20 protein-coding genes are annotated in these 26170 nt (G+C 70.2%); 10 read left to right on the top strand and 10 right to left on the bottom strand.

Annotated features, from left to right (window positions below; all coding sequences use genetic code 11):
* Nucleotides 1-45 precede the first annotated feature (45 nt).
* Both LSF15_RS14430 and serS read right to left on the bottom strand, forming a co-directional pair.
* Nucleotides 46-954 (bottom strand): HAD family hydrolase, encoded by a 909-nt coding sequence (locus LSF15_RS14430; RefSeq protein WP_232499250.1) that lies wholly within the window; start codon nucleotides 952-954, stop codon nucleotides 46-48.
* Complete coding sequence (serS, locus tag LSF15_RS14425) at nucleotides 951-2219, bottom strand: serine--tRNA ligase (RefSeq protein WP_232499249.1); 1269 nt, start codon at nucleotides 2217-2219, stop codon at nucleotides 951-953. Before serS ends, LSF15_RS14430 begins: the two co-directional genes overlap by 4 nt.
* 70 nt (nucleotides 2220-2289) lie before the next feature.
* On the opposite strand from serS, the gene LSF15_RS14420 reads away from it, so the two are divergent.
* Nucleotides 2290-3297: a diacylglycerol/lipid kinase family protein gene (locus LSF15_RS14420; RefSeq protein WP_232499248.1), complete on the top strand. Its 1008-nt coding sequence runs from the start codon at nucleotides 2290-2292 to the stop codon at nucleotides 3295-3297.
* A 12-nt stretch (nucleotides 3298-3309) separates the two neighbouring features.
* On the opposite strand, the gene LSF15_RS14415 is transcribed toward LSF15_RS14420, so the two are convergent.
* On the bottom strand, nucleotides 3310-4242 hold the full coding sequence (locus LSF15_RS14415; RefSeq protein ID WP_232499247.1) for a hypothetical protein: 933 nt from the start codon (nucleotides 4240-4242) through the stop codon (nucleotides 3310-3312).
* A 38-nt stretch (nucleotides 4243-4280) separates the two neighbouring features.
* Complete coding sequence (gene pheA, locus LSF15_RS14410; protein ID WP_232499246.1) at nucleotides 4281-5240, bottom strand: prephenate dehydratase; 960 nt, start codon at nucleotides 5238-5240, stop codon at nucleotides 4281-4283.
* Between the two features lie 191 nt (nucleotides 5241-5431).
* Between pheA and LSF15_RS14405 the strand changes: the two genes are divergently transcribed.
* The 4 genes from LSF15_RS14405 to LSF15_RS14390 all read left to right on the top strand — a co-directional run bounded on the left by LSF15_RS14405 (nucleotide 5432) and on the right by LSF15_RS14390 (nucleotide 10045).
* Nucleotides 5432-6736 carry a DUF445 domain-containing protein gene (locus tag LSF15_RS14405; protein WP_232499245.1) on the top strand — a complete coding sequence of 435 codons (1305 nt, stop codon included), beginning with the start codon at nucleotides 5432-5434 and terminating at the stop codon, nucleotides 6734-6736.
* 134 nt (nucleotides 6737-6870) lie between these two features.
* Nucleotides 6871-8502 carry a phosphoglucomutase (alpha-D-glucose-1,6-bisphosphate-dependent) gene (gene pgm, locus LSF15_RS14400; protein ID WP_232499244.1) on the top strand — a complete coding sequence of 544 codons (1632 nt, stop codon included), beginning with the start codon at nucleotides 6871-6873 and terminating at the stop codon, nucleotides 8500-8502.
* A 176-nt stretch (nucleotides 8503-8678) separates the two neighbouring features.
* Nucleotides 8679-9029, top strand: a complete 351-nt coding sequence (locus tag LSF15_RS14395; protein WP_232499243.1) for a GntR family transcriptional regulator — start codon at nucleotides 8679-8681, stop codon at nucleotides 9027-9029.
* On the top strand, nucleotides 9026-10045 hold the full coding sequence (locus LSF15_RS14390) for a DUF1648 domain-containing protein (protein ID WP_232499242.1): 1020 nt from the start codon (nucleotides 9026-9028) through the stop codon (nucleotides 10043-10045). Before LSF15_RS14395 ends, LSF15_RS14390 begins: the two co-directional genes overlap by 4 nt.
* Before the next feature lie 29 nt (nucleotides 10046-10074).
* On the opposite strand, the gene LSF15_RS14385 is transcribed toward LSF15_RS14390, so the two are convergent.
* From LSF15_RS14385 to LSF15_RS14365, 5 genes are all read right to left on the bottom strand, one after another.
* The gene (locus LSF15_RS14385) at nucleotides 10075-10575 is read right to left on the bottom strand and encodes a hypothetical protein (RefSeq protein ID WP_232499241.1); all 501 of its coding nucleotides are present in this window, start codon (nucleotides 10573-10575) and stop codon (nucleotides 10075-10077) included.
* 99 nt (nucleotides 10576-10674) lie between these two features.
* A complete protein-coding gene (locus tag LSF15_RS14380) occupies nucleotides 10675-12024 on the bottom strand; it encodes an MFS transporter (RefSeq protein ID WP_232499240.1) in 1350 nt (449 codons plus the stop codon).
* A gap of 4 nt (nucleotides 12025-12028) precedes the next feature.
* Nucleotides 12029-12823, bottom strand: a complete 795-nt coding sequence (locus tag LSF15_RS14375) for a M15 family metallopeptidase (RefSeq protein ID WP_232499239.1) — start codon at nucleotides 12821-12823, stop codon at nucleotides 12029-12031.
* Nucleotides 12820-13548 carry an amidase domain-containing protein gene (locus LSF15_RS14370; protein WP_232499238.1) on the bottom strand — a complete coding sequence of 243 codons (729 nt, stop codon included), beginning with the start codon at nucleotides 13546-13548 and terminating at the stop codon, nucleotides 12820-12822. The genes LSF15_RS14375 and LSF15_RS14370 overlap by 4 nt, the downstream gene beginning before the upstream one ends.
* Nucleotides 13549-14021: 473 nt before the next feature.
* Complete coding sequence (locus LSF15_RS14365) at nucleotides 14022-17606, bottom strand: glycosyl hydrolase (protein WP_232499237.1); 3585 nt, start codon at nucleotides 17604-17606, stop codon at nucleotides 14022-14024.
* 267 nt (nucleotides 17607-17873) lie between these two features.
* Here LSF15_RS14365 and LSF15_RS14360 point away from each other — a divergent pair, with 267 nt between their 5' ends.
* The gene (locus tag LSF15_RS14360) at nucleotides 17874-18830 is read left to right on the top strand and encodes a LacI family DNA-binding transcriptional regulator (protein ID WP_232499236.1); all 957 of its coding nucleotides are present in this window, start codon (nucleotides 17874-17876) and stop codon (nucleotides 18828-18830) included.
* Between the two features lie 36 nt (nucleotides 18831-18866).
* On the opposite strand, the gene LSF15_RS14355 is transcribed toward LSF15_RS14360, so the two are convergent.
* Complete coding sequence (locus LSF15_RS14355; RefSeq protein WP_232499235.1) at nucleotides 18867-20762, bottom strand: pectate lyase-like domain-containing protein; 1896 nt, start codon at nucleotides 20760-20762, stop codon at nucleotides 18867-18869.
* Between the two features lie 479 nt (nucleotides 20763-21241).
* On the opposite strand from LSF15_RS14355, the gene LSF15_RS14350 reads away from it, so the two are divergent.
* The 4 genes from LSF15_RS14350 (at nucleotide 21242) to LSF15_RS14335 (ending at nucleotide 26104) form a co-directional block, all read left to right on the top strand.
* The gene (locus LSF15_RS14350; RefSeq protein ID WP_232499234.1) at nucleotides 21242-22513 is read left to right on the top strand and encodes an ABC transporter substrate-binding protein; all 1272 of its coding nucleotides are present in this window, start codon (nucleotides 21242-21244) and stop codon (nucleotides 22511-22513) included.
* 170 nt (nucleotides 22514-22683) lie between these two features.
* The gene (locus LSF15_RS14345; protein WP_232499334.1) at nucleotides 22684-23601 is read left to right on the top strand and encodes a carbohydrate ABC transporter permease; all 918 of its coding nucleotides are present in this window, start codon (nucleotides 22684-22686) and stop codon (nucleotides 23599-23601) included.
* Complete coding sequence (locus LSF15_RS14340) at nucleotides 23598-24518, top strand: carbohydrate ABC transporter permease (protein WP_372460021.1); 921 nt, start codon at nucleotides 23598-23600, stop codon at nucleotides 24516-24518. Before LSF15_RS14345 ends, LSF15_RS14340 begins: the two co-directional genes overlap by 4 nt.
* A gap of 71 nt (nucleotides 24519-24589) precedes the next feature.
* The gene (locus LSF15_RS14335; RefSeq protein ID WP_372460020.1) at nucleotides 24590-26104 is read left to right on the top strand and encodes a GH1 family beta-glucosidase; all 1515 of its coding nucleotides are present in this window, start codon (nucleotides 24590-24592) and stop codon (nucleotides 26102-26104) included.
* Nucleotides 26105-26170: the final 66 nt, after the last annotated feature.

Raw genomic sequence — 26170 nt, 5'->3', positions numbered from 1 at the left:
TCTACCGGCGTGTCGCGGCCGAAGACAGGGATTCGGACGCGGGATTCAGGGCAGCGAGTCGAGCACGGCGGCGAGACCGGCGTCGTCGATCGACCCCGCGACCTCGTCGGCGGCCGCACGCACCTCGTCGGGGGCCTGGCCCATGGCGACCGAGCGACCTGCCGCACCCGCCCACGAGAACATCTCGAGATCGTTGCGACCGTCGCCGACGGCGATCACCCGGTCGGCGGGCAGGTCGAGCCAGCCGCGCACGCGTTCGAGCGCGGTGGCCTTGTTGACGCCGTCGGGGGCGATGTCGAGCCACGCCGTCCACCCGATCGCGTAGCTCACGTGATGCAGGCCCATCTGGTCGACGATCTCGAAGAACTCGTCGAGCCCGTGCTCGAGGCTCGTCACGACCACGCGGGTCGCGCGCTGGTCGAGCAGTTCACCGAACTCGACCTCGCGGGCGTTGTCGAGGTTCCACTCGACCATTCCGGTGGTGTACAGCCGGAAGCCGTCGGGAAGTTCGACCATGAACTTGCCCGCGGGCAGGAACGCGCGGATGCGCTCGAGCACCGCGGTCGGGTCGAAGGTCTCGACGTGCTCGCGCACGTACCCCCCGGATGCTGCGGTGTCGCGGCGCATCGTGATGGCGCCGTTCGCGCAGACGACGTACTCGGGCTCGAGGCCGAGGTGCTCGAGCACCGGTGCCGTCGTCGCCCACGACCGACCGGTCGCGAGGGTCACGAGGTGCCCGCGCTCGACGGCCGCGGCGACGGCGTCGGCGACCGAGCCGTCGATGGTCTCGTCCTGGTGCATGATCGTGCCGTCGACATCGAGGGCGACGAACCACGTGCCATCCGACTCTGCTGATCGCGTAGGCGCGCCGGCGCCGTATCGAGATGCGTCGGCGTGGTCCCGATACGCTCCTTCGTCGCTCCTCGACCGACGCGCGAGTGGATCGGTGCTCATCGCGCCACCGGCTCGAGGCGCTCGAGCCCGCCGAGGTACCCGCGCAGCGCCTCGGGCACGACGACCGACCCGTCTGCCTGCTGGTGGGTCTCGAGGATCGCGACGATCCACCGCGTCGTCGCGAGCGTGCCGTTGAGGGTCGCCACCGGTGCCGTCCTGCCGCTCTCGGTGCGGTGGCGGATGTCGAGGCGGCGGGCCTGGAACGTCGTGCAGTTCGAGGTCGAGGTGAGCTCGCGGTAGGCGCCCTGCGTGGGCACCCACGCCTCGACGTCGTACTTGCGAGCGGCGCTCGATCCGAGGTCGCCGGCCGCGGTGTCGATGACGCGGTAGGCGAGGCCGAGGTCTTGCAGCATTCCCTCCTGCCAGGCGAGCAGGCGCTCGTGCTCGGCCTCGGCGTCGGCCGGGTCGATGTAGCTGAACATCTCGAGCTTGTTGAACTGGTGCACGCGGATGATGCCGCGCGTGTCTTTTCCGTGGCTACCCGCCTCGCGGCGGTAACAGGTCGACCAGCCGGCGTAGCGCAGGGGCCCGCCCGACACGTCGAGGATCTCGTCGGCGTGGTAGCCGGCGAGCGCGACCTCGCTCGTGCCCGTGAGGTAGAGCTCGTCGTCGGGCAGGTAGTAGATGTCTTCCGAGTGGGCGCCGAGAAAGCCGGTGCCCTGCATGATCTCGGGGCGCACGAGCGTGGGCGTGATGAGCGGCGTGAAGCCGGCGGCGATCGCCCGGTCGAGGCCCATGTTCATGATGGCGAGCTCGAGCCGGGCGCCGACGCCCTTGAGGTACGAGAAGCGGGCGCCCGAGACCTTGGCCCCTCGCTGCATGTCGATGGCGTCGAGCAGCTCGCCGATCTCGAGGTGGTCACGGGGCTCGAACTCGAACGCGGGCAGCTCGCCGACCTCGCGCAGCACGATGTAGTCGTCTTCGCCGCCGGCGGGCACTCCGTCGAGGACGATGTTGCCGAGCTTCTGCACCGCGAGCGTGAACTCGGCCTCGGCGTCGCTCACCACCTGGTTGGCCGCCTTCACCCGGCCGGCGAGCTCTTGCGCCTCGGAGACGAGTGCGGCCTTGGCCTCTTTGGGCGCCTGCGCGACCTGCTTGCCGAAGGCGTTCTGCTCGGCGCGCAGCGCCTCGAACACCGTGATGGCCGTGCGGCGCGCGGCGTCGGCCGCGACGGCCTCGTCGACGAACGCCACGGACTCGCCGCGGAGCTCTTGCGAACGCTTGATGAGGTCGGGGTTCTCGCGGAGCAGCACGGGGTCGATCACCCGAGCAAGTCTAGCCGGGGCATCCGCGCGCTCTCGGCTCTGGAGGCCCCGATGGAATACCGTTGGCTTCGTGGCGAGCGATCAAGGGAAAGCGGCGGATGTCGCGGCGTCGCGCCCGCGCGCAGCGGTGATCTTCAACCCCTCGAAGCAGGGTGTGCGCACACTGCGCGAGGCCGTCGCCCGAGCCGAGCAGCGGCAGGAGTTCGCTGCGGCGATGTGGATCGAGACGACCGAAGACGACCCGGGCAAGAGCATGGCGCACGAGGCGGTCGAAGCCGGCGTCGACCTCGTGATCGCCGCGGGCGGCGACGGCACGGTGCGGGCGGTGGCTGCAGGGCTGCGCGGCACCGGCCTGCCCATGGGCATCGTGCCGCTCGGCACCGGCAACCTGTTCGCCCGCAACCTCGGCATCCCGGTGAACGACCTCGACGACGCGGTCGTGCTCGCGTTCTCGGGCGGCGACCACGCGGTCGACGTCATCGTCGCCGACATCACCCGGCCCGACGGCTCCGACGAGTCGCACGTGTCGCTCGTGATGGCCGGCATCGGCATCGACGCGACGATGATCTCGAACACCAACCCCGAACTGAAGAAACGAGTCGGTTGGCTCGCGTACGTCGACGCAGGCCTGCGCGCGATCCCGTCCTCGAAGCCCTACCGCGCCACCCACCGGCTCGATGGCGGGCGGCATCACCGCTCGAAGGTCGCGAGCATCCTCGTGGCCAACCTCGGCTATCTGCCCGGGAACATCGAGCTCATCCCCGACGCCGAACTCGACGACGGCAAGCTCGACGTGGTCGTGCTCCAGCCGAGCAACATCTTCGGCTGGCTGATGATCTGGCGCACGGTCACCTGGGAGAACCAGGTGCTGCGCAAGTCGACGCTCGGCCGCCAGCTCATCGACCTCACCGGCGGCAACAGGCGCCAGCACATCGTCTACCTGCGCGGCCGCTCGGTCGAGATCGGCATCGATGGGGGCCCCGAGGAGTTCGAGATCGACGGCGACGAGTTCGGCCAGGTGGTCGGCGCGACGTTCACCGTCGCTCCTGCGTCGCTCGTCGTGCGCGTTCCGCGCTGAGGACGCGCTCGTTCAGGTGGCGCGCCGTGCCGCTCGCTGCGGGCGTGCCGATTGCACGCCGAGCAGCACGAGGCCGATGACCGCCGCGAACGCCGTCGCAGAGATCGGCGCGAGCCCCACGTCGCCGACTCGCGAGAGCGCGACTGTCGTCAGCTGACCGGCGGGCGGTCCGGACTCCGTCCACATCACCGACTGACCAGCCCCGATGAGCCCGGCCAGCCAGTACGTCGCGATGAACCCGATGACGGCGATCGCGATGAGCACGTAGGCGGTCGGCACGCGCGGGAACGCCGACGGAGCCCGATCGGCGTCGCGATCGACGGCGCCGTCCTGAGCCTGTCGACGGGATGCCGCGAGCTGGTGCATCCCCGCGAACGTCGTCACCACGACCGCGCCGAGGCCGCCGATCATCACCATGGCCGGCGGCACGCTCCACTGCAGGTACAGGAACATGTCGGAGTCGGAGCCGCCGAAGCCGGTGTAGTACCGCGGGTCGATGGCCGCGTTCCACGCCCACCAGAGGCCCCCGAAGAGGATCGCCACCGAGAACAGCCAGCCGGCGATGAGCCAGGCCCGGGCGTAGCGGGCCGATTCAGGGTCATCGGGCTCGACCTCGGCGAAGACGGCCGCCTGCTCCGCAGCGGCCGACTCGGCGCCACCGCCGGGCTCCTGCGCCCCGGGTACCCGGTCTGCGGGCGGCACGAACGGACTCGGCACGCCCCGATGGACGTCATCGCGCGGAGCCTGCGACCGCTCGGGCTCGAAGCGAGCGGGGCGAGCCTCGACCTGCTCGCGCGGCTCACGCGTGACCGGCACGGGCGCGACCACGGGTGACTCGGGCTGCGGCGAAGCGGCGTGGGGCGGGGCATCCGTCTCGCTGCCGACGTAGCCGCGCTGGAACCGCGGGTCGTAGCGCGGATCGATGCGCGCCGTGCTGTCGGTCATTCCCCCATTCTCGACTCGTGCGCCGAGAATGGCCAGCCTCAGTCGGTGTCGGGTTCACCGCTCACGAGTCCGCGCAGCCAGTCGCGCGCCTCGATGAAGATCTCGTCGTCGAACTTCGAGTGGTACTCGATCGCCCGCTGGTCGGCCCGGGGGTACGAACCGAGGAAGATCACCTTGGGGCTCGTGCGTCGCAGTCCGAGCAGCGCATCGGCCACCCGCTCGTCGGAAACGTGCCCATCGAGGTCGACGACGAACCGGTAGCGGCCGAGTGCGTCGCCGATCGGGCGGGACTCGAGCAGCGACAGGTTCACCCCACGGGTCGAGAACTGCTCGAGCATGGCGAGGAGGGCGCCGGGCTCGTCGTTCGGCAGCTCGACGATGAGGCTCGTCTTGTCGGCACCGGTCGGCTCGGGCAGCGCTCGCGAACGACTCACGAGCACGAATCGCGTGACCGCGTTCGGATTGTCGCCGATGTCGTGCGCGAGCACGTCGACGTCGAGGTGGTCGGTGATGCCGGGCGGCGCGACCGCCGCGTCGGCCTGGCTGCCGTCGAAGAGGGATGCCGCGGCCTGCACGTTGCTCGCGGCCGGAATGTGCCCATGGTCGGGCAGGTGCTGCTCGAGCCAGCCACGCGACTGCGCATAGGCGACGGGATGCGCATTGATGAGCCTCACCTCGCCGAGCGTGGTGCCCGGGCGTGCGACGAGCACGAAGTTCACCGGCACGACGTACTCGCCGATGATGCGCAGCCCCGGCACGGTCGCGAGCGCGTCCTGCGTGGCGCTCACCCCGCCCTCGATCGAGTTCTCGATGGCGATCATCGCGGCGGTCGAGCGCCCGGTCGAGACATCCGACAGCGCCTCGCCCACGTTGTTCACCGACCGCCAGTGGCTGCCGGCCGCCTCGGGGACCTGCTTCAGCGCCGCCTCGGTGAACGTGCCGGCCGGTCCGAGGTATGAGTACGTCTCCTCGGGCGTCGCGGGCACGGCTTCGGTCATGCACGCCAGCCTAGTTGCCCCTCGCGCGGTGCTTCTGGCCGATCCAGTCTGCTCGTTCAGGGGATTTGGGCAACACGCCGCCGCACGCGGCTCACGTCTCGGCGTGTCGGTCGAATCCCCTGAACGGGCAACATGGAGATGGCCTAGCGTCGAGACCGACCGCAGTCCCGACGAAGCGAGGAGGGCGGCTGATGACGACGACCGAGGAAGGTCGGGCCGTGGCTCGCGTCGAGCGGCCCGCGGTGCCGACCGACGAGGAGCGACGGGCGGCGCTGCGGCGCATGAAGCGGGCGGCGACGAGCCTGCTCGTGGTCGCGGCGGCGGTGTTCGCGGTGTCGTTCGCGCTGCAGGACGACATCGCGTGGCTCGGGTACGTGCGGGCCGCGGCCGAAGGGGCGATGGTCGGGGCGATCGCGGACTGGTTCGCGGTGACGGCCCTGTTCCGGCATCCGCTCGGCATCCCGATCCCGCACACCGCGATCATCCCGAACCGCAAGGACGAGATCGGCGCCACGCTCGGCGCGTTCGTCGAGGACGAGTTCCTGAGCGAGGAGGTCGTGGTCGGCAAGCTGTCGTCGGTCGGCATCGCGCGGCGCCTCGGCGGGTGGCTCGCGGAGCCCGACAACGCCGAGCGTCTGACCGCCGAGGGCGCCGTCGCGGCACGGGGCGTGCTGACGCTCCTGGGCGACGACGATGTCGAGGACGTCATCGAGCGGCTCGCCCGCAAGCACCTCTTCGAACCCGAGTGGGCGCCCGCGATCGGCCGCATCGGCGGCCGCCTCGTGGCCGCCGACCAGCAGCGCGCGGCCATCGACGTCGTGCTCGACAAGGCCGAGGAGTGGCTCGCCGGGCATCCCGAGGCGTTCGGCAGCATGGTCTCGGGCCGGCTGCCGAAGTGGGTGCCCGGGTTCGTCGACCGGCTCGTCGACGACCGGGCGCACCGCGAGGTGCTCGCGTTCGTGCGGGCGGTACGGGCGGAGCCGGGACATCCGCTTCGCCTCGCCATCGATCGCTACCTCGCCGAACTCGCCGACGACCTGCAGCACGATCCGGCGGTGATCGCCCGCGTCGAACGGCTGAAGGCCGACCTGCTCGACAGCCCGCGCGTTCGCGAGTTCGCCGCGGAGGCGTGGGCGAGCGTCAAGCAGAGCCTCGACGCGGCGCTCGCCGACCCCGCCAGCGAGCTGCGCGCCGGGCTGCGCTCGGCCGTGATCGAGGTCGGCGCCCGGCTTGCCGCCGACGAGGAGCTCGCCGCGAAGGTCGACGCCTGGGTCATCGACGCCGCCGCGTACATCGTCCGCAACTACCGACACGAGATCGCGGGCGTCATCACCGAGACCGTCGAGCGGTGGGACCCACGCGAGACGACCGAGAAGCTCGAGCTGCAGGTGGGGCGCGACCTGCAGTTCATCCGCATCAACGGCACGGTCGTCGGCGCCCTCGCGGGCCTCGCGATCTACACGGTCGCGACGGGGGTGCACGCCCTCGCGGGTTGACGAGCGAGCGCAGCGAGCATCTCGAAACCCGGGATGACGCACGGCGCGGTTTCGAGACGGCGCTGGCGCGCCTCCTCAACCCACGATTCCAGACGGCGCTGGCGCGCCTCCTCAACCCACGCAAGACTGGGATCATGCACGAGCGCGCGGGAACCAAGGCGACCGGATCCGATCTCATCGACGTCGAGGCCCTCGTGAGGGCCTACTACGAGAAGCAACCCGACGCCTCGATACCCGAGCAACGCGTCGTCTTCGGCACCTCGGGCCACCGCGGCTCATCGCTCACCACGAGCTTCAACGAGCACCACATTCTCGCGACGACGCAGGCGATCGTCGACTACCGCACGTCGCGGGGCATCACGGGGCCGCTCTTCATCGGCGCCGACACCCACGCCCTGAGCGCCCCCGCCCAGACGACGGCCCTCGACGTGCTCGTCGGCAACAAGGTGCGCGTGCTCGTCGACGAGTTCGACGACTACGTGCCGACGCCGGCCCTGAGCCACGCGATCCTGAAGTGGAACAACGACCCCGAGACCCGCGGCGAGGGCGAGGCCGACGGCATCGTCATCACGCCGTCGCACAACCCGCCCCAAGACGGCGGCTTCAAGTACAACCCCCCGCACGGCGGCCCTGCCGACTCCGAGGCGACGACGTGGATCGCGAACCGCGCCAACGAGCTCATCGCCGGCGGCGGCGGCGCGGCGAACCAGGCCGAGCCGAGCGGGGTCGAAACCTACGATTTCCGCGGCAACTACGTCGCAGACCTCGCGAACATCATCGACTTCGAGGCCATCCGGCGCAGCGGCATCCGCATCGGCGCCGACCCCCTCGGCGGGGCATCCGTGCACTATTGGGCGGCCATCCGCGACCACTACGACCTCAACCTCACCGTCGTGAACGCGCGCGTCGATCCGACGTGGTCGTTCATGACCCTCGATTGGGACGGCAAGATCCGCATGGACCCGTCCTCGCCGAGTGCGATGGCCTCGGTGCTCGCGCATCAGGGCGACTTCGACATCGTCACGGGCAACGACGCCGACGCCGACCGGCACGGCATCGTCACACCCGACGGCGGGCTCATGAACCCGAACCACTACCTGGCCGTGGCGATCGAGTACCTGTTCGCGCATCGGCCCGAGTGGCGCGCCGACGCCGCGATCGGCAAGACCCTGGTGTCGTCGTCGATGATCGACCGGGTCGCCGCGTCGCTCGGCCGGCGACTCTGGGAGGTGCCCGTCGGGTTCAAGTGGTTCGTGCCCGGACTCATCGACGGATCGGTCGGGTTCGGCGGCGAAGAGAGCGCGGGCGCGTCGTTCCTGCGGTTCGACGGCTCGGTGTGGACGACCGACAAAGACGGAATCCTGCTCTGCCTGCTGGCGTCCGAGATCCGTGCGGTCACGGGCAAGTCGCCGTCGGAGCTCTACGGCTCGCTGGTCGAGCGGTTCGGAGATCCCGCCTACGAGCGAACGGATGCCGCGGCATCCGCTGCTCAGAAGGCGGCCCTCGGCAAGCTCGACGGCGACGCGATCTCGGCGACCGAGCTCGCAGGCGAGCCGATCACAGCGAAGCTCTCGCACGCTCCCGGCAACGACGCGGCGATCGGCGGCGTCAAGGTGACGACCGGGAACGCCTGGTTCGCCGCGCGGCCGAGCGGCACCGAAGATGTCTACAAGATCTACGCGGAGTCGTTCGAGGGGCCCGAGCACCTGAAGTCCGTGCAGGCGGCGGCGAAGCAGATCGTCGACGCGGCGCTCGCCGGGGCGTAGGCCGACGCTCGAGCGGGTTGAGGAGGGAGCGCAGCGACCGACTCGAAACCCCCCTCTGCCGGGGTTCGAGACGCTCCTTCGTCGCTCAATCCGCTGAGCCGGCTACCTCAGCGAGGCGGGATTGCACGTGAACCCGAACTGTTCTAGTATTTCTATAACAGTTGTGAAGGAGAGCGATGCTGATCCGTGTCGATCCCGCGAGTGACGTGCCGATCTTCGCGCAGGTGGCGGCATCGGTGCGTGCCGACGCGGCAGCCGGGCGGCTCCGGCCGGGCGACCGGCTCCCCTCGGCCCGTGAGGTCGCGGGTTCGCTGGAGGTCAACCTGCACACCGTGCTGCGCGCGTACCAGGAGCTGCGCGACGAGGGACTCGTCGACATGCGTCGAGGCCGCGGAGCCGTCGTCACCGACGCGGTGGCACCGCTCGCGCAACTGCATGACGATGTCGTCGCCCTCACCGAGCGCGCTCGCGCGCTCGGCCTCTCGCCCGACACACTCGCCTCACTCGTGAAGGAGACGTTCCGATGACCGCCACACCCGACGTACACGCCGCCCGACGCCGATACCTCGTGGTCGGTGTCGTCGCCCCGGTCGTGATCACGGCGATCGCCGTCGTCCTCATGCTCGTCTGGCTGCCCGAGGTCCCGGCGACCGTCGCGACGCACTGGTCGGGCGACGGCGGACCCGACGGATTCGCGCCCGCGTGGACGGTTCCGCTGTTCACCGCCGTCCTCGGCGGCGGACTCGCTGCGCTCTTCGCGGCGATCGTGCTCGTGCCATCGCGCGAGGGCGAGTGGGGGCCCACCCAGCGACTGCTCGGGGCGGTGGCGCTCGGTGCCACGACGCTGGTCGCGGTCACCCTCACCTGGTCGTTCGGCATGCAGCGCGGGCTCGAAGACGCGCACGACGCACCGGGCGTCCTCCTGCCGCTCGCCGTCGGGGTCGGCGCCGCGCTTCTCACCGGCATCGCAGGGTGGTTCGCCCAGCCGAACGTCGTGACGAGCGGCGGGTCAGGCGCGACCGTGCAGGCGGTCGACGCCCTCGCGCTCGCCCCTGGTGAACGTGCGGTCTGGGTGCGCACCACGACGATGTCGGGGCCGGCGATGCTCGGCATCACGGCCGGCATCATCGCGCTCGCGGTCGGCACGATCGCCCTGGGCGTGACAGGTTCGCCTGCGTGGTGGACCATGCTCGCCACCACACTCGTGCTGCTCGTGCTCGCGTGCGCCACGTTCGTGTTCCGCGTGCGCGTCGACCGCGCCGGCCTCACGGTGCGGTCCTCGATCGGCGTGCCCCGGTTCCGCATCCCGCTCGGCGACATCGCCGAGGCGGGTGTGACGACTGTGCAACCGTCGGCCGAGTTCGGCGGGTGGGGCCTTCGCATCGGGCTCGACGGCCGATTCGGCGTCGTGCTGCACTCGGGCGAGGCGCTGCAGGTGGCGCGGCGCGATGGGCGAGTCTTCGTCGTGACGGTCGACGACGCCGCGACCGCCGCAGCACTGCTCGAGGCGCTGACCGAGCGCGAGGTCCGCCTGCGGGCGTGATACCCCCGGGGGTGAGGCCCGGACTAGCCTCAGGGCGCGGGCAGCGCGATGCGGAAGGAGCTGCTGCCCGAGGGTCGTCGGTTGCCGGCGCGGTCGGCGCGGTGACGCGCACGCTGCTGCGACGGCCCGGCAGCGGCCTCGACGGGCGCGGCTTCGGGGACCTCGGTCGGCCCGGGACCGTCAGCCGGCCCAGCTTCGTCGGCCGGCTCGGGCTCGTCGGAGGCCGCCGACAGTTCTGCCGTGTCGGGCCGCTCAGCCGCCAGGGGTGCTGCAGCGACATCCGACGCCCCTGCGATCGCGGATACGTCGACGACATTCGACGCCACTGCGATCGCGGACACGTCGACGACGTCCGTCGCGTCAGCGAGATCCGTCGTCACAGCGGTCTCGGGGTCGCCCTTGGCGAGCCCGAAGAGCCCGAGATCGACGTCGGCAGCGGGTTCACGGAACGTCGATCGACGGCGTTCGGGAAGGGGCGCGAGGTCGGGGTTCGGCTGGGACTTCGTCTTGGGGGTCTTGATCTTGGGCACGTGCGGATTCCGGTGTCGGCATTTTGGGGGACACGCCGACTTCATCATGCCAGTTTGTGAGGAAGCCTTTCACCCGCTGGGAAGGCGTTGAGAACGCTCTCACGCTTCGGAGGCCGACGCGGTCGCATCGGCCGAGCGATCGGCGCGCCGCGCCCGCAGGCCCGAGATCACGAGCGGCACGAGCACGAGCAGCGCAACGACGTTGACGCCCGCGAATCCGCCGATGCCGAGCACGATGCCCGACAGGGCGGCGGATGCCGCAGCCGCGAGATTCATCGCAGCGTCGGTCGCGCCCTGCAATGGCACCCGGAGGCTCGCATCGACCGAGTGGTTGAGCATCGTCGAGCCGCCGATGAGGCCGCACGACCAGCCGAGCCCGAGCAGGCCGAGTGCGAGCGGGATCAGCAGCACGTCGTCGGCGGGCATGAGGATTCCGATCAGGGCTGCGGTGAGCAGGAAGCCGATGCCGAGTGCGATCACGCGAGCCGAGCCGATTCGGTCGGCGAGCCAGCCGACGATCGGGCTCGCTCCGTACATGCCGAGAATGTGGATGCTGATGACCACGCCGACGAGCGTCAGTGACAGTCCGTGCGCAGTCATGTGCACCGGGGTCATGACCATGACGCCGACCATGACGGTGTGCGAGCAGACGATGGCGAGCACCGCGAACAGCGCGCGGGGTTCGCGCACGGCGATGCGGAGAGCCGCCCAGGAGCCGACGCCGCGAGGTGATGCGGGCGGGGTGGTGGGTCTCGAGACGCGTCCTCCTTCGTCGGGCGCTCCTCGACCCGCGGGTTCGGGCTCGTCGGGCGCTCCTCGACCCGCGGGTTGGGGCTCGTCGGGCTCGGTGTCGGACTCGAGCACGCCCGCCTTCGGCAACCGCAGCAGCGCGGCGACGAGCACAGATGAGAGGGCGAACACCGTGCCCGAGAGCAGGAACGGACCGACGAGCGGCGGCAACCCGAGAGCCGCGCCGACCTCGGCACCGGTCTCCGAGAGCAACGGGCCGGCGACCGACCCGAGGGTCGTCGCCCAGAGCACGAGCGACATGTACCGCGCCTCGAATCCGGGCGCCGCGACCTCGGTCGCCGCGAACCGCGCCTGCAGTCCGGCCGCTGCGCCCGCCCCGAAGGCGGCGAGGCCGAGGAACACCAGGACGATCCATCCGCTCGCCGCCGCCGCGATGATCAGCACGGCACCCGCGCTCGCGCAGGCGTAACCCGTCGCGAGCGACACATGGCGCCCGGCGCGCACCGCGAGTCGAGCGAGCGGAATCGCGGCGAGGGCCGCGCCGAGCACGCTCGCCGACTGCGCCAGCCCGGCGAGGGCGACGACCCCCGTGAGTTCGTCGACGAGCAACGCGGCGACCGCGATGCCCGACGCCACGCCGACGCCGGCCAGGAGTTGATTGACGATGAGAACCGTCAGCGAAAGCCCACGGCGGGGCATCCGCTCATTCATACGACGGCGCTGCCGGCAGACCGAAGAACTCCTCCATGGTCGAGATGCCCTTCTCGCGCATCTCGGTCGCGAGCGGCACGCCGACGTAGCGGAAGTGCCACGGCTCGTACTCGTAGCCCGTGACCGCCATCTTGTCGGCCGGGTAGCGCAGGATGAACCCGAACCGGTAGGCGTTGTCGCGCAGCCAGATGCCCTCGGGGAGTTCACCGAAGCACGCCTCGATCGAACACTCCCCCGTCGACGGGCCGATGTCGATCGTGAGCCCGGTCTGGTGCTCGCTGTACCCCGGGCGTGCGGTCAGCGTGTCGTCGCCGTCGTAGATGTTCTCTTGCGCGCCGTACGACCGGAAGGCGCTGTTCGACGCGAGGAACAGGTCGGCCTCGTTCGCAGCGGCCTCGAACATCGTGACGGCCGCGTCGGATGCCTCTTGACGCATATACGGCTCGAAGGTGTACTCGACTGGCACGAAGACGAGGTCGGCGGGTTCGAAATCCTGCGGATTCATCGGCCGGAGCTTGTTGACGACGACCCAGATGCTCATCGGGTCGTCGAGCGAGTGCGCGGTGCGATCGAAGGTGTCGACCGTCGCGGGCGGGGCGGCCTCGGCGGGTGCGGGGCGCGGCGTCTCGGTGGGCGTCGGTGGAGCGGATGCCGCGGCGCCCGCACCCCCGTTCGCCCCGGCCGAGACGGCGCCGACCACGACGACGGCGACCGCGAGGAGCACGGCGATGAGCACGAGCGCCACCGTCATTCGTCGCTTCTGCACGGCGGGGCTTGGGTGCGTCACTGCTCGAGACTCCAGTAGTAGGCGGTGCCACCCGGGTGATCGACCGTGATCGCCGTGTCGACGTCGCGGTAGTCGGAGTCGAGCGTGTGGCCGGCGAAATAGATCTTAGTGCCGTCGGCGGTCCGCTCGACCTTGGTCACGATGCCGGTGTGGTCGCGGTCGCCCGAGTTGTCCCAGTCGAACTGGGCGATGTCGCCGACCTCGACCTCATCGCGCTGCGTGTCGTCGAGCGGGGTGGCGAGGTCGGGCCGTGTCGCGAGCCAGTCGCGCATCGAGGTCGAGCTTCGCCAGGTGTCGCTCGCCTGGTAGACGTCGTCGGCGTTGTACCACTCGTCGTTCTCCTGCCAGCCGCGGGCGAGGAGGGTCTGGCTCGCGAAGTTGACGCAATCGGTGATGCCGAGCACGCCGTACTCGGGGTTGTAGTCCTTCCAGTACGTCAGGGCGTAGTCGATCTGGGCCTGCACCTGCGGGGTGAGCGCCGGTTGGACGGCGACGGGCGTCGGCTCGGGCGTCGCGGTGGGCGTCGGCCGCTCGATCGCATCGGCGGTCTCGGTCGCCGCGGCAGGATCGGCGCGGTCAGCGCCTGCTCCGCCGGTGCCGGCGGCGGTGACCGCGCCGATCACGACGACCGCGATCGCCACCAGGGCCGCACTGATCGCGAGGGCGATGGTCATGCGGCGTCGGCGCGCCCCTTCGGGCGGCTGGGGCGGTGGAGCATCTGACACGCACGGCAGTGTAGAGCGGATGCCTCGGCGCGGGCTGGGAGGGACATCCGAACGGTGTCGCGGACATCCGTCGACGAATCGTGAGAGCGCTCTCAAAAGTCAGCCTGTGTCTACGCAACGCGCGAACGAACTTTCAACACCGAACGCACCCACGAGTCCATCGACGACCTCACCCCGATCGAGCTCGAGCAGATCAGCTACGCTCGACAACCGGCCCTCGAACTGGCCAGCTGAAACGAGCCCACGCTCCGGACACGCGTGGCGGTTCAAAGCTCTTCGACGCTCAGCCCGAGGAGGTGACCATCCCCGACTCGCCGCAGCATGATCAGAGCACTTGACCCGCACGGTGTCGAGAAACCCCACAGAGCGGGACGCCACCCGGGAACATCGGGGCGTCGCCGACGTGGCCGGGCCGCACGGTGGCCCCGATCCTCAGAACCGGGGCCACCGCCGTATCGCTCGCCGCCGTCAGCTCACTTGGTGCTGACGCTCACGCTCGCCCACGCTCCCACGCCGACGTCGCTGACCGCAGCGACCCTCACGAGGTAGGTCGTCTTGCCGACAAGGCCCGTGATGCGTGCGCCGGGAACGGCGTTCACGCCGTCGCCGACGACGGTCCACGTGCTGCCGTTCAGCCACTCGACGACGTAGTCGGTGACCGGTGCGCCGCCGGGATCGCGGGGTGCGGTCCAGTTGAGCTGCACGTTGCGTCCCTGCACCTTGGCCGTGATGCCGCGGGGCTCGGACGGGGCCGCCCATGTGCTCGCCGCGACGGCCTCGGAGAACGTGCCGAGTCCGGCGTCGGAGATCGCCGCCACCCGCACCTGGTACTCCGTGCCCGCGACGAGGCCCGTGATACGGGCGCCCGTGGTGGTGGTCACCGGGTCGAGCGTGCGGATCCAGTCGGTCGTGCCCGTGGGCCGGAACTCGACCCGGTAGTCGGTCACCTCGGAGGTGCCCGACTCGGTCGGAGCCTCCCATGCGACGCCGATCTCGGAGCCGCCGGCCGCGGTCGCGAAGACCTCGCGCGGCGCGCCGGGCGTCACGACGGGGTCGGGATCCGGGTCGGGATCGGGGTCCGGGTCGGGGTCGCCGGCGTCGAAGGTGAGCGGACCGAAGGGCACGCGCACGATCGAGGTCGCGAGGTCCACGGTCGATGCGCCGGTGCCGAGCACGTTCCACACCTCGACCTTGATGGCGCCGTCGACGAGGTCGCCGAGGGTGCCCTCTGCGGTCTCGATCGCCCGGTTCGCCGACGTGTAGCGCTCGAATCCGGGCGCCGGATCGGTGGCGAAGTACTGATACGACTCCACCCGGTCCCACGTGTCGTCGCCGTCGAGGTCGTACGAGACCCGGAATCGGGTTCCGTTGCCGACCGCTCCGCCGGCGTCGATGCCGAGGTCGAAGGCAGTGCGGAGCCCGCCGAACTCGCCGGTGACGTTCTCGGCCGTCGCGACGAAGCCCGTGCTGGGATCGCCGACGGCGTCGGGTCCGGTGCGGGCCCCGAGGGTCGCGGTGGCAGTCGTGCCGGCCGTCGTCGCGAACCCGCCGGATGCGGTGAGGAAGAGCTCAGTGGCTGCCGGGGCGGGCGGCGGATCGGTCGGATCCGTCGGATCCTCGGTGCCGCTGGGTGCTCCGCCGCCGCTCCAGGTGTGCGCTCCCGACGTGGCCGTCTCGCCGACGGCGACGTCGAGGACGGTCCCGTCGGAGAAGGTCACCGTGAGGGGCTCCTGCGTGAGGTTCGAGGCGACGTAGGTGCGCGCCCCGCCGTCGTCGAACACCGCGGCGACCGGGTGGTCGGCCGTCACCGTGTCGTCGACCGTGCCGAGCTCGGCGAGGTTGGCGATCCAGTGGTAGGTGTGCGCACGGCTCTCGCCCTCCTCGACCGGGTACTCCCGGTCGGTGTCGAGCTCCGCCAGCGCGCGGTCGCCGTCGCCGAGGGCGAGGTACGACCACGAGATGTCCTGCCACACCGTGGGCGTGCCCCTGTTGACCGCGACCATCTCGTCGTAGTTCTGCTCGACGTCGTCGGGTCGCAGGCCGAGGTAGAGGTGCCCGCCGGTGATCGGCAGGGTGTTGATGCCCTGGATCATCTCGGCCTCTGCACTGAACCACGTGGCGTAGGCGCCGCCGCTGCCCCAGATCATGCCGACCGTGGAGTGGCCGAACTGGTCGGGCATCGCGCCCGATTCGTCGAACCAGTACTGCTGGATCGCGGCGGTCTGCGTGGCGTAGAGGTAGATGCCGGCGTCGCGGGTTGCGAGGTCGCCGGTGGCCGTGCCCCACTGGATCAGGCCGTTCGCGAAGTTCTGGCCCTCCGAGCTCGACTCCTGGTTGTTGCCGCTCCAGAACGCGCCGTGACCCGACGCCCAGTCGTGACCCGCGTAGATGTCGAAGTCGCGGAGGTAGGGGTAGCGGGTGTCGTCGCGGTCGAAGTTGTTGGCGTCGGCGATGAGCTCGTCGACCATGCCGCCGTAGGCCGCATCGGCCGCCCATTCCGGATCGAAGCGGGCGAGCGTGGCCGCCGCGACGACGAAGTAGCCGTAGTGGAAGTGGTGGTCGTTCAACTCCTTGTCGGAGCCGTACGAGGCGGGGAAGCCCACGAGGGTGCCCCAGTTCTCGTTGTAGGCGAAGACCTGCTCGGTCTCGCCGGCGTCGGCGGTGAACCAGTCGGTGAGGGTGGCCTCGATCTGCGCCAGCGCCGTGTCGCGCACGGCGGTGCGGTCGAGCTGGTCGGCGATCTCGGCGATGCGCACCGCGCGGCCGAGGGCCTTGCCGGTCCAGTAGGTGTCGTCGGCGTCGATGCTCATGGGGTCTGCGGCATCCGCGTCGATGAGCGCGTCCAGGCGGGCGTTGGCCTCGCCGTCGGCGGTCGCGACGGAGGGGAGCTCGGGCAGCACGCCGGTGAAGGGCGTGCCGGTCGTGAACGACGTCGCTCCGACGAGGGTCGTCATCGGCCCTCGGGCCGAGACGTAGGTGCGATCGGATGCCGCGCCCGCACCGGGTCCGTCACCGGTCGCATCCTCGAGGTGGGCGCTCTGGTGCGGGTAGAGCGAGAGCACGGTGCCCTCGTTCGCACCCTCGTGCACCTCGGTTTCGACGGAGTAGGTCGTGCGCACGATGCTCGTCGCCTCGTCGTAGACGTAGTCGGCGCGGGTGCCGGTCACCTCGGCATACGCGTACGGCGTGTACGAATCGGCCACGGCGGTGCGTGCGGCATCGTCGTCGCCGGGGGTCGTGGGCAGCACGGCGAGCGAGAGGTAGCCGGCTCCGGCGAGGCTGCTCGTCAGCGTGCGTCCCGAGGTCGTCCAGGTGGATCCGGTGGGGGCGAACGCGACGTAGTCGGCGCCGCCCGAGCTGAAGCCGATGCGCTCGCCGTCGTCGAGCCAGACGCGCAGGTCGGCCGCACCGGTGAGCACGGCGTCGCCGCCGGTCAGCTCGAACCAGGTGAACGGCAGGCCGTGGCCGATCGTCGCGGTCATCGAGCGGGTGCCGTCGCTCCAGGAGGGCGTGACGGTCCAGTCGCTCCAGTCCGCGACCTCGACGACGGGGGCGTTCAGGCCGGCGACGCCGACGAGGAGGTCTTCGTTGTAGGGGTAGTGGAACTCGCCGATGCCGCCGGGGGTGCCCGAGAGCGTGGGCTGCTGCGTGTGCGAGAGGCCGAGGCCGCCCGGGGCCGGTTTGTAGGACGCGGGATGCGCGTGCAGCGGCTCGCTCATCGTGCAGTTGAACTTCTTGAATGCGAGCGAGGACCACCAGTCGTTGGTGGGCACCGCACCCGCGGGTGCCGAGTCGGTGATGAAGGCGCGTGCGTCGGTCGCGAGCGGGGCGCAGCCCTCGGGCGCGGGTCCGACCTGGTCGGTCGTGAAGCTGCCGGTTCCCACGGGGACCGGGTCGGCCTGCGCGCCGACGGCGCCGAGGCCCGAGAACGTGAGCCCGGCGGCGGTCAGCGCGGCGACGCTCCAGCGCCAGCCGCGCCGCGGTGCGCCGCGGTCGGCGGGCTTCCCGTGCGGCGGATGCGATGCCCTCTCGGCATCGGGGATCGGACGGATCATCATGGTCCTTTCCGAGGCGCCCGCCCAGTCGCGAGTGGCTCGTGTCGCGCCCGCCTCGCCGCTACGCGGGCGTCGACGGACTTGCGCGCTCCCCCGTCCGACCTCCGTTGGCCGACGATCGTGAGAGCGCTCTCACGGAACCATTGCATACGCGTCAAGTGCCGTCAAGCACTTAGTGACACGAGTCACCAAATCGAGTCACCGACGCGCCATGCCCCGACCCCACTAGGGTGCAATCGAGGGCAGTTTTCTGGAGGATGCGTGGCCGGGGTGACCAGCGCTGATGTCGCGCGCGAGAGCGGAGTGTCCCGCACGACCGTGAGCTACGTGCTGAACGACACTGAGGGCACTTCGATCTCGGAGGCCACCCGGCGACGAGTGCTGGAGACGGCCGCGCGACTCGGCTATGCGCCGTCGGCCGCAGCCCGCGCGCTGCGCAGCGGGCGCAGCGACCTCGTGCTGTGCGTGCTGCCCGATTGGCCCGTGGGCCCCGTCGTCGAGACGATACTCGACCACCTTGCCGACGCGCTCGGGGAGCGCAACCTCTCGGTGCTCGTGCACCACGTGCGCGGCGAGCGCCCGCTGTCGCACCTGTGGCGCGCCGTCACGCCCCGGACCGTCGTGGGCCTTACGCCGTTCGATCCCGATGAGGCGCGCGGGATGCGGCAGGCCGGCATCCAGGTCGTCAGCACGGGCGTCGACGACCCCGCCGCCCAGGATCCGCAACCCCGCATCGGCAGGATCCAGGTGGACCGCCTCGTGGCAGGAGGTCCCCGCCGCATCGGGTATGCCACGACCGACGACCGACGCGTCGCCGACTTCGCCGACCGGCGCCTGGCGGGGGTGCGCGCGGCGTGCGCCGAGTACGGACTCGCGGCGCCGCTCGTCATCCCCGTCCCGGTCGACGCCGGCGCCGGCGCGACGGCCGTTGCCGCCTGGCGTGCGGCCGGCGTCGACGGCGTCGCCGCGTACAACGACGAGGTTGCGTTCGCGGTGCTCGCCGGGGCGCGCATCGCCGGGCTCGCGGTACCCCGCGACCTCGCGGTGATCGGCGTGGACGACGTGCCCTTGGCCGCGCTCGCGTCCCCGCCGCTCACGACCGTGACGCAGGCGATCGAGCGCGAAGCGTCGTACCTCGCGGCGTGCGTCCTGGCCGCACTCGACGGCGAGGACGCGCCGGCGCCTCCGCACGGCGGGCCGGTGCTCGTCGAGCGCGACTCGGCCTGATCACCGAGGCCGAGCCGCGCTCGAGGCAGCCACCCGTCAGTGCAGCGGGTAGTGCGTGATGAACTGCGGCACGCCGATCACGCTGGTGTCGGCCGTCCCCCCGATGCCATTCACGACGTGCAGGATCGTGCCGGCGCTGAGGTTCACCGTCATGATGTGGTGCAAGGAGATGCCCTCGCCGTCCGGCGCCTCGAACCCGTTCTCGGTGACGATCGACGGGTTGTTCTGGTTGAACACGTAGACGCCGCCGCCGTGGAGCGTGTGCTCGGTCACGTCGTCGGCCACCTTGTAGCCGGGGTAGCCGAGGGTGCCGTCGGGCCGGGTCCAGTCCGCCTGAGTCGGCGGGTCGTAGGGCAGCTCGTTCTGGTAGAGCACGGTCGTGCCGCGCTCGCCGTTCCAGACGGTGTTGTACTGCTGGAAGTGCTCGACGAAGAGGCCCGTCGCGGTCACGTCGTCGCCGTTCACGACCACGCCGGTGCGTCCGGTGTTCGTGTTCCAGCGGTCGGTGTCGCCGTTCACACCGTCGGTGAAGTCCTCGATGCCGTGGTCGCCGCGCCACACCCAGGCGTGGTCGATGAGCACGTGGTCGCTGTTCACGACGAGCGCGGTGTCGGTCTTGCCGATGTGCGGCCCGCCGACGCGGAAGTACACGTCAGAGAGCGTGATCGGGTTGGCCGGGTCGACCTTCTTCGCCTGGCCGGCGCCGGGCTGGCCGACCTCCAGCAGCACGGGCGACTCAACAGTGCCCGCATCGATCGTCACCCCGGCAACGATGATGCCGGGTGCGTCCGCGACCTTGAGGGGAACGGCGCCGTCGACGGCGGTGAGCGTCGCGTGCCCCATGCCGAGCACGACGGTGTCGGTTCGCTTGACGTTGATCGGGCTCGCCACGTCGTAGACACCGGGCGTGAGCAGCAGGTGCTTGCCCTTGGCGAGCTGGGAGTTGATCGCGCCGACCGAGTCGCCGGGCTTGGCGATGTAGAAGTCCGTGATCGGGATCGTGCGACCCGGCGTCTCGCCGTCGGCCCAGGTGATGCCGCGGGTGCCGGTCTGTGCCTCGGGCACTCGCACCGCGTAGCGTCCTTCGTCGTCGACGAACAGGTATGGCTTCTCGCGGCTCACCGGCGTCTCGTCGAGCGTCGTGTAGGGCGGGTTCGGGAAGGCCGCGTCATCCGGCGCTCCTTCGACGCCCGAGAACACCTGGTTCCAGACGGCGTTCGACCAGCCGCCCACGACGCTGTTGCGCGTCAGCCACTGCTGCTGCGACCCATTGATCACGAACGGCAGTCGCGAGTCGGCGATGAACCCGCCGCTCGCGAACTGCGGGCCGGCGGTGCAGTAGTCCATGAGCGAGAGGTTGCCGCCCGAGACGTCGAGCCGGCGCATCGACACGGCCTGCGAGACCGCCCAGAAGTTCGCGGAGGCGCGGCATCCGTCCTGTCCTGGGCCGTGCACCTGAAGCGAAAGGTTCGAGATGGTGCGCCAGAAGTTCACGAGGGCCAGGCAGTTCGAGGTGCCGCCGTCGGCGAGGCACCGGTTGTAGACCTCGAGCTTCCCCGTAATATCGACGTCGCCGGGCGACGCGCCGAGGCCGGCGATCTCGGTGTAGTAGCCGACGCGCGCCTGCAGCGGGTCCTCGGCGGTGCCGTAGGCGCCCGGCAGGAACAGCACGCTGTGGCGCGCGGTCGACATCTCGGCGTCGACCTGCGCGGCAGCGAGCTCGTCGAGCATCGCCTGCACCTCGTCGAGCGGCGTATCGGGCGACACGACGGCCACGTTGGGTCCGAAGTCGGGTGCGAACGGGTCGATCTGCGGACCCGGTGCGGCGTGCGCCGCCCCGGCGGTGCCTGAGACGGTGATCACCGCCGCCGCGACGGTCAATGCGGTGGCCAGGCCGCGCGGAATGCGCGTGGGCCGAGGGTGAGTGCTCATTCGGTCGTGTTCTCCTCGTCGAGGGCTCGCTCGCCCCGTGCGGTTGACGCCTGGTCGGCGCCTCGGTGAAGTGACTCGTGTCACCAGCGACATCGCTCAGGCTAGGGAACGCACGGTGATCCCACAAGGGGGATGCGACGCCCGGCGGCCACCCCTGCCCAAGTGCGCCAGCCCGCGCGAGATCAACTCAGCACCCAGCCCCGACTCACATCGGTGGATTCGGGCCTGGTGCCCGCCTCGACGCGGGCTGGGAGGGACATCCGAACGGTGTCGCGAACGCCGCTCGGATGAGTGTCGCGAATGTCGTTCGGCGCGGTGTCGCGAACGTCGTTCGGCGATTCCGTGAGAGCGCTCTCTTGACAGGAGGCGCTTGCAGTGCATAGGGTCTCCTCTCGAAGCCGTGAGAGCGCTCTCACGATCTTGGCCGAGAGCGCTCTCACGCTGTGACACATTCCGTCCACGCACACAAAGGAGTGACCGTGAAGCTCTCACGCCACACACGGATCGCCGGAGCCGTCGCCGGCGCCGCATCCATCGCACTGCTCGCCGCCGGTTGTGCGGCATCGTCCGACGCAACCTCGGGTTCGAGCGACGAGCCCATCGAACTGACCGTCGCCACGTTCAACGACTTCGGCTACACCGACGAACTCCTGCAGGAGTACATGGACGCCAACCCGAACGTCACCGTCGTGCAGAACAAGGCGGCGACGTCGAACGACGCACGCGCGAACTACTTCCAGAAGCTCGGCAAGAAGGGCCTCGCCGACGTCGAGGCCATCGAGGTCGACTGGCTGCCCGAGGTCATGCAGTACTCCGACCTGCTCGCCGAGGTCGACGTCACCGACCGCTGGCTCGACTGGAAGGTCGACGCCGCCACCGACGCCGACGGCCGCCTCATCGGCTACGGCACCGACGTCGGCCCCATGGGCGTCTGCTACCGCTCCGACCTGTTCGCCGCCGCCGGTCTGCCGACCGACCGCGACGAGGTCGCCGCACTGCTCGAGGGCGACTGGGACACGTACTTCGAGGTCGGCGCGCAGTACACCGCGGCGACCGGCACAGCGTGGTTCGACTCGGCCGGCGGCACCTACCAGGGCATGGTCAACCAGCTCGAGGCCGCCTACGAGGACCCCGACTCGGGCGACATCATCGCGACCGAGAACGGTGAGGTCGAAGACCTCTACAACCAGGTGCTCGACGCAAGTGCCACCCAGTCGGCACACCTCGGCCAGTGGAGCGACGACTGGTTCGCCGGTCTCTCGAACGGCGCCTACGCGACGATGCTCTGCCCGGGCTGGATGCTCGGCGTCATCTCGGGCAACGCCGAGGGCGTCACCGGCTGGGATGTCGCGAACGTCTTCCCGAACGGCGGCGGCAACTGGGGCGGCTCGTACCTGACCGTGCCGGCCAACGGCGAGCACGTCGAGGCGGCGCAGGAACTCGCAGACTGGCTGACCGCTCCCGAGCAGCAGATCAAGGCGTTCGTCAACGCCGGCACCTTCCCGAGCCAGACCGCCGCCTACGAGGACGCGGCGCTGACCGACTTCACGAACGAGTACTTCAGCAACGCCCCGGTCGGCCAGATCTTCATCGATCGCGCCAACGCCGTGACCGTCGCACCGTTCAAGGGCGAGTTCTACTTCCAGATCAACGACGCCATGCAGAAGGCCCTGACCCGTGTCGAAGACGGCACGCAGGACAAGCAGGCCTCGTGGGACCAGTGGGTCTCTGAGGTCGACGCCATCGGCTAGTCACGTGACTCCCCCGCGGTGGCCGGCCTCACGGCCACCGCGGGATCACGCCACCACCCGACCCGGAAGCAAGAGGAACGACCGTGACATCGACCGCCACCGCGCCCCCGTCATCCGCCGAACGGCCGGATGCGACATCCGGCCCGCCGCCGCAGCGTGCCCCGAAGCGGATCGCATTCTCGCACCGGCTCAGCCGGTGGGACCTGAAGCTGTCGCCCTACCTCTACATCTCGCCGTTCTTCATCCTGTTCATCGTCACCGGGCTGTTCCCGATCGCGTACACCGCGGTGATCTCGTTCATGGACTGGGATATGGTGCGCAACACGGGCACCTTCATCGGCTTCGACCAGTACGTCTACGTGCTCACGCAGCCGAAGTTCTGGATCGCCCTGCGCAACACCTTCAGCATCTTCCTGCTCTCGAGCATCCCCCAGCTGATCCTCGCGATCTTCATCGCGGCGATGCTCGACCAGAACATTCGCGCCAAGACCTTCTGGCGCATGGGCGTGCTCGTGCCCTACGTGATGGCGCCCGTCGCCGTCGCCCTCATCTTCAGCAACATGTTCGGCGACCAGTACGGCCTCGTGAACACGTTCCTCGCCGACCTCGGCATTCCGCCGGTGAAATGGCACAGCGACGCGTTCGCGAGCCACATCGCCATCGCGACCATGGTGAACTTCCGCTGGACGGGCTACAACACGCTCATCCTGCTCGCCGCGATGCAGGCGATCCCGCGCGACTACTACGAGGCCGCCTCGATCGACGGCGCAAGCAAGCTGCGCCAGTTCTTCGCCATCACCGTGCCGAGCCTGCGACCCACCCTCATCTTCGTGATCATCACCTCGACCATCGGCGGGCTGCAGATCTTCGACGAGCCGCGCATGTACGACCAGTTCGGCACCGGTGGCGCCGACTCGCAGTGGCTCACCATCACCCTGTACCTCTACGACATCGGCTGGGGCCAGTGGAACTTCGGCCGCGCGGCCGCGCTCGCCTGGATCCTGTTCCTCATCATCCTCGCGATCGGTGTCATCAACCTGCTCGTCACCCGAAGACTGGTGCGCAACGAAGGGAGTGTGGGGCGATGACCGCGACCCGGTCCATGGTTCTCGCCGAGACCGCCGAACCCGCCGGGCGCGGGCCCGCGGATCGAGGCACCCGCCGGCGCCCGCGCGTGGTGCGCGGCTCGCGCCCCGGCTGGTTCGTCTACTCGGCGCTCGCGATCGTGCTCGCCTCGGCCGTGTTCCCGTTCTACTGGTCGCTGCTGATCGGCTCGGGCGACGCCTCGACGATTCGCGACCCGAACATGTCGTGGCTCCCGGGCGGCAACTTCCTCGAGAACGCGGCGACGGTCATCAACGACCCAGCCGTGAACTTCTGGCGGGCGCTGTGGAACTCGATCTACAGCTCGGCGCTCATCGCCCTGTCGGTCGTGTTCTTCTCGACCCTTGCCGGCTGGGCGTTCGCGAAGCTGCGGTTCCGCGGCGGGCGCTGGCTGCTCGTGTTCGTCGTCGCGACGATGGCGGTGCCGACGCAGCTCGGTGTCGTGCCGCTGTACATCCTTTTCGCCGACCTCGGCTGGACCGGCAACATCGGCGCCATCATCATTCCCGCCCTCACGAGCGCGTTCGGGGTGTTCTGGATGACGCAGTACCTGCAGCAGTCGGTGCCCGACGAGCTCATCGAGGCCGCACGGGTCGATGGGGCATCGTCGTTCCGCACGTTCCTGACCGTCGGCCTGCCCGCCGCCCGCCCGGCCGCGGCCATGCTCGGTCTGTTCACGTTCGTCTCGGCCTGGAACAACTTCTTCTGGCCGTTCATCGTGCTCGACCGCATCGACCCGACACTGCCCGTGGCGCTCTCGCTGCTGCAGTCGAACCACTTCGTCGACTACTCGATCGTGCTCGCCGGCGTGCTGCTGTCGACCATCCCCCTGCTCATCCTGTTCGCCTTCGCGGGCAAGCAGCTCGTGAGCGGCATCATGGCGGGAGCCGTGAAGGGATGAGCCTCGACGTCGGCCCGCGCGCCGCGACATCCGCCACATCTCGTCTCGTATCACAAGAGGACCCTGCCACCGTGACTGACACCACCATCGCCTCCCCCGCCGCCCGCGCCGACGCTGCACGCCACGGGCGGCCGTTCCCGCAGGACTTCCTGTTCGGCGCCGCGACCGCCGCGTTCCAGATCGAGGGCGCCGCCTTCGACGGCGGGCGCACCGCGTCGATCTGGGACGCGTTCTGCCGCGTTCCGGGCGCCGTCGTGAACGCCGACAACGGGGATGTCGCGTGCGACCACTATCACCGCATGCCGGCCGATGTCGCCCTCATGAAGGGCCTCGGCCTGCAGACCTACCGGTTCTCGACGTCATGGTCGCGCGTGCGGCCCGACGGCGGGCCCGTGAACCCTGCGGGCGTCGACTTCTACTCGCGCCTGGTCGACGAGTTGCTCGGCGCCGGCATCAAGCCGTGGCTCACGCTCTACCACTGGGACCTGCCGCAGGCGCTCGAGGAACGCGGCGGCTGGGCGAACCGCGACACCGCGTTCCTATTCCGCGACTACGCCCTCACGATGCACGACGCGCTCGGCGACCGCGTCGACGTGTGGACGACACTCAACGAGCCGTGGTGCTCGTCGTTCCTCAGCTACACGGCGGGCGCGCACGCGCCCGGCCGGCAGTCGAAGGCCGACGGCCTCGCGGCGGCGCACCACCTGATGCTCGGCCACGGCCTCGCGGTCGAGGCGTTGCGGTCGCGGGCGGGATCGGGCTCGGGCTCGGGCATGCGTTCGGGCTCGCGGCCTGCGCTCGAACTCGGCATCACCCTGAACCTCACCGTCGCGAAGCCCGTCGACCCTGCTCGCCCGGGCGATGTCGACGCCGCCCGCCGCATCGACGCGCAGTTCAACCGCGTGTTCCTCGACCCGATCTTCCGCGGTGCGTACCCGGCCGACCTTGTGGCCGATCTCGACGCAGCCGGGCTGGGCTCCACGCTCGAATCGGTCGTGCACGACGGCGACCTCGCGGTCATCTCAACGCCGATCGACACGCTCGGCGTGAACTACTACCACGGCGAGCTCGTGAGCGACCGCCCGGCGGCCGACCCGCTGCCCGCCCAGGCGCCCACGTCACGGCCGACCTCGTCGCCGTTCCCTGCCGCCGACGACGTCTTCAACCACCCGCAGGGCCTGCCGCTGACCGCGATGGACTGGGAGGTGCAGCCCGTAGGACTCACCGAGCTGCTGCGCCGCGTGCACGACGAGTACACGGATGCCCCGGGCGTGAAGCTCTACGTCACCGAGAACGGCGCCGCGTACGACGATGTCGTCGAAGCCGACGGTTCGGTGGCGGATGTCGCGCGCGCCGAGTTCCTCGTCGACCACCTCGGCGCGATCCTCGACGCGATCGATGGCGGCGTGCCCGTGCACGGCTACTTCTACTGGTCGCTCATGGACAACTTCGAGTGGGCGTGGGGCTACGACAAGCGGTTCGGGCTCGTGCGCGTCGACTACGACACGCAGGAGCGCACGGTGAAACAGAGCGGCCATACGTACGCCCGGGTGATCGCGGCGCGCGCGCTGCCGTCGGTCGAGTAGCGCGCGCATGCGTCGGTCGAGTAGCGCGCAGCGCGTATCGAGACCCGCCTCGCGGCCAGACCTAGA

It is taken from the genome of Agromyces humatus, assembly GCF_021228295.1.
In the GTDB taxonomy this organism is placed as follows: domain Bacteria; phylum Actinomycetota; class Actinomycetes; order Actinomycetales; family Microbacteriaceae; genus Agromyces; species Agromyces humatus.
The sequence above is the reverse complement of the archived record's forward strand: the minus strand, read 5'-3'. Positions and strand labels throughout refer to the sequence as shown.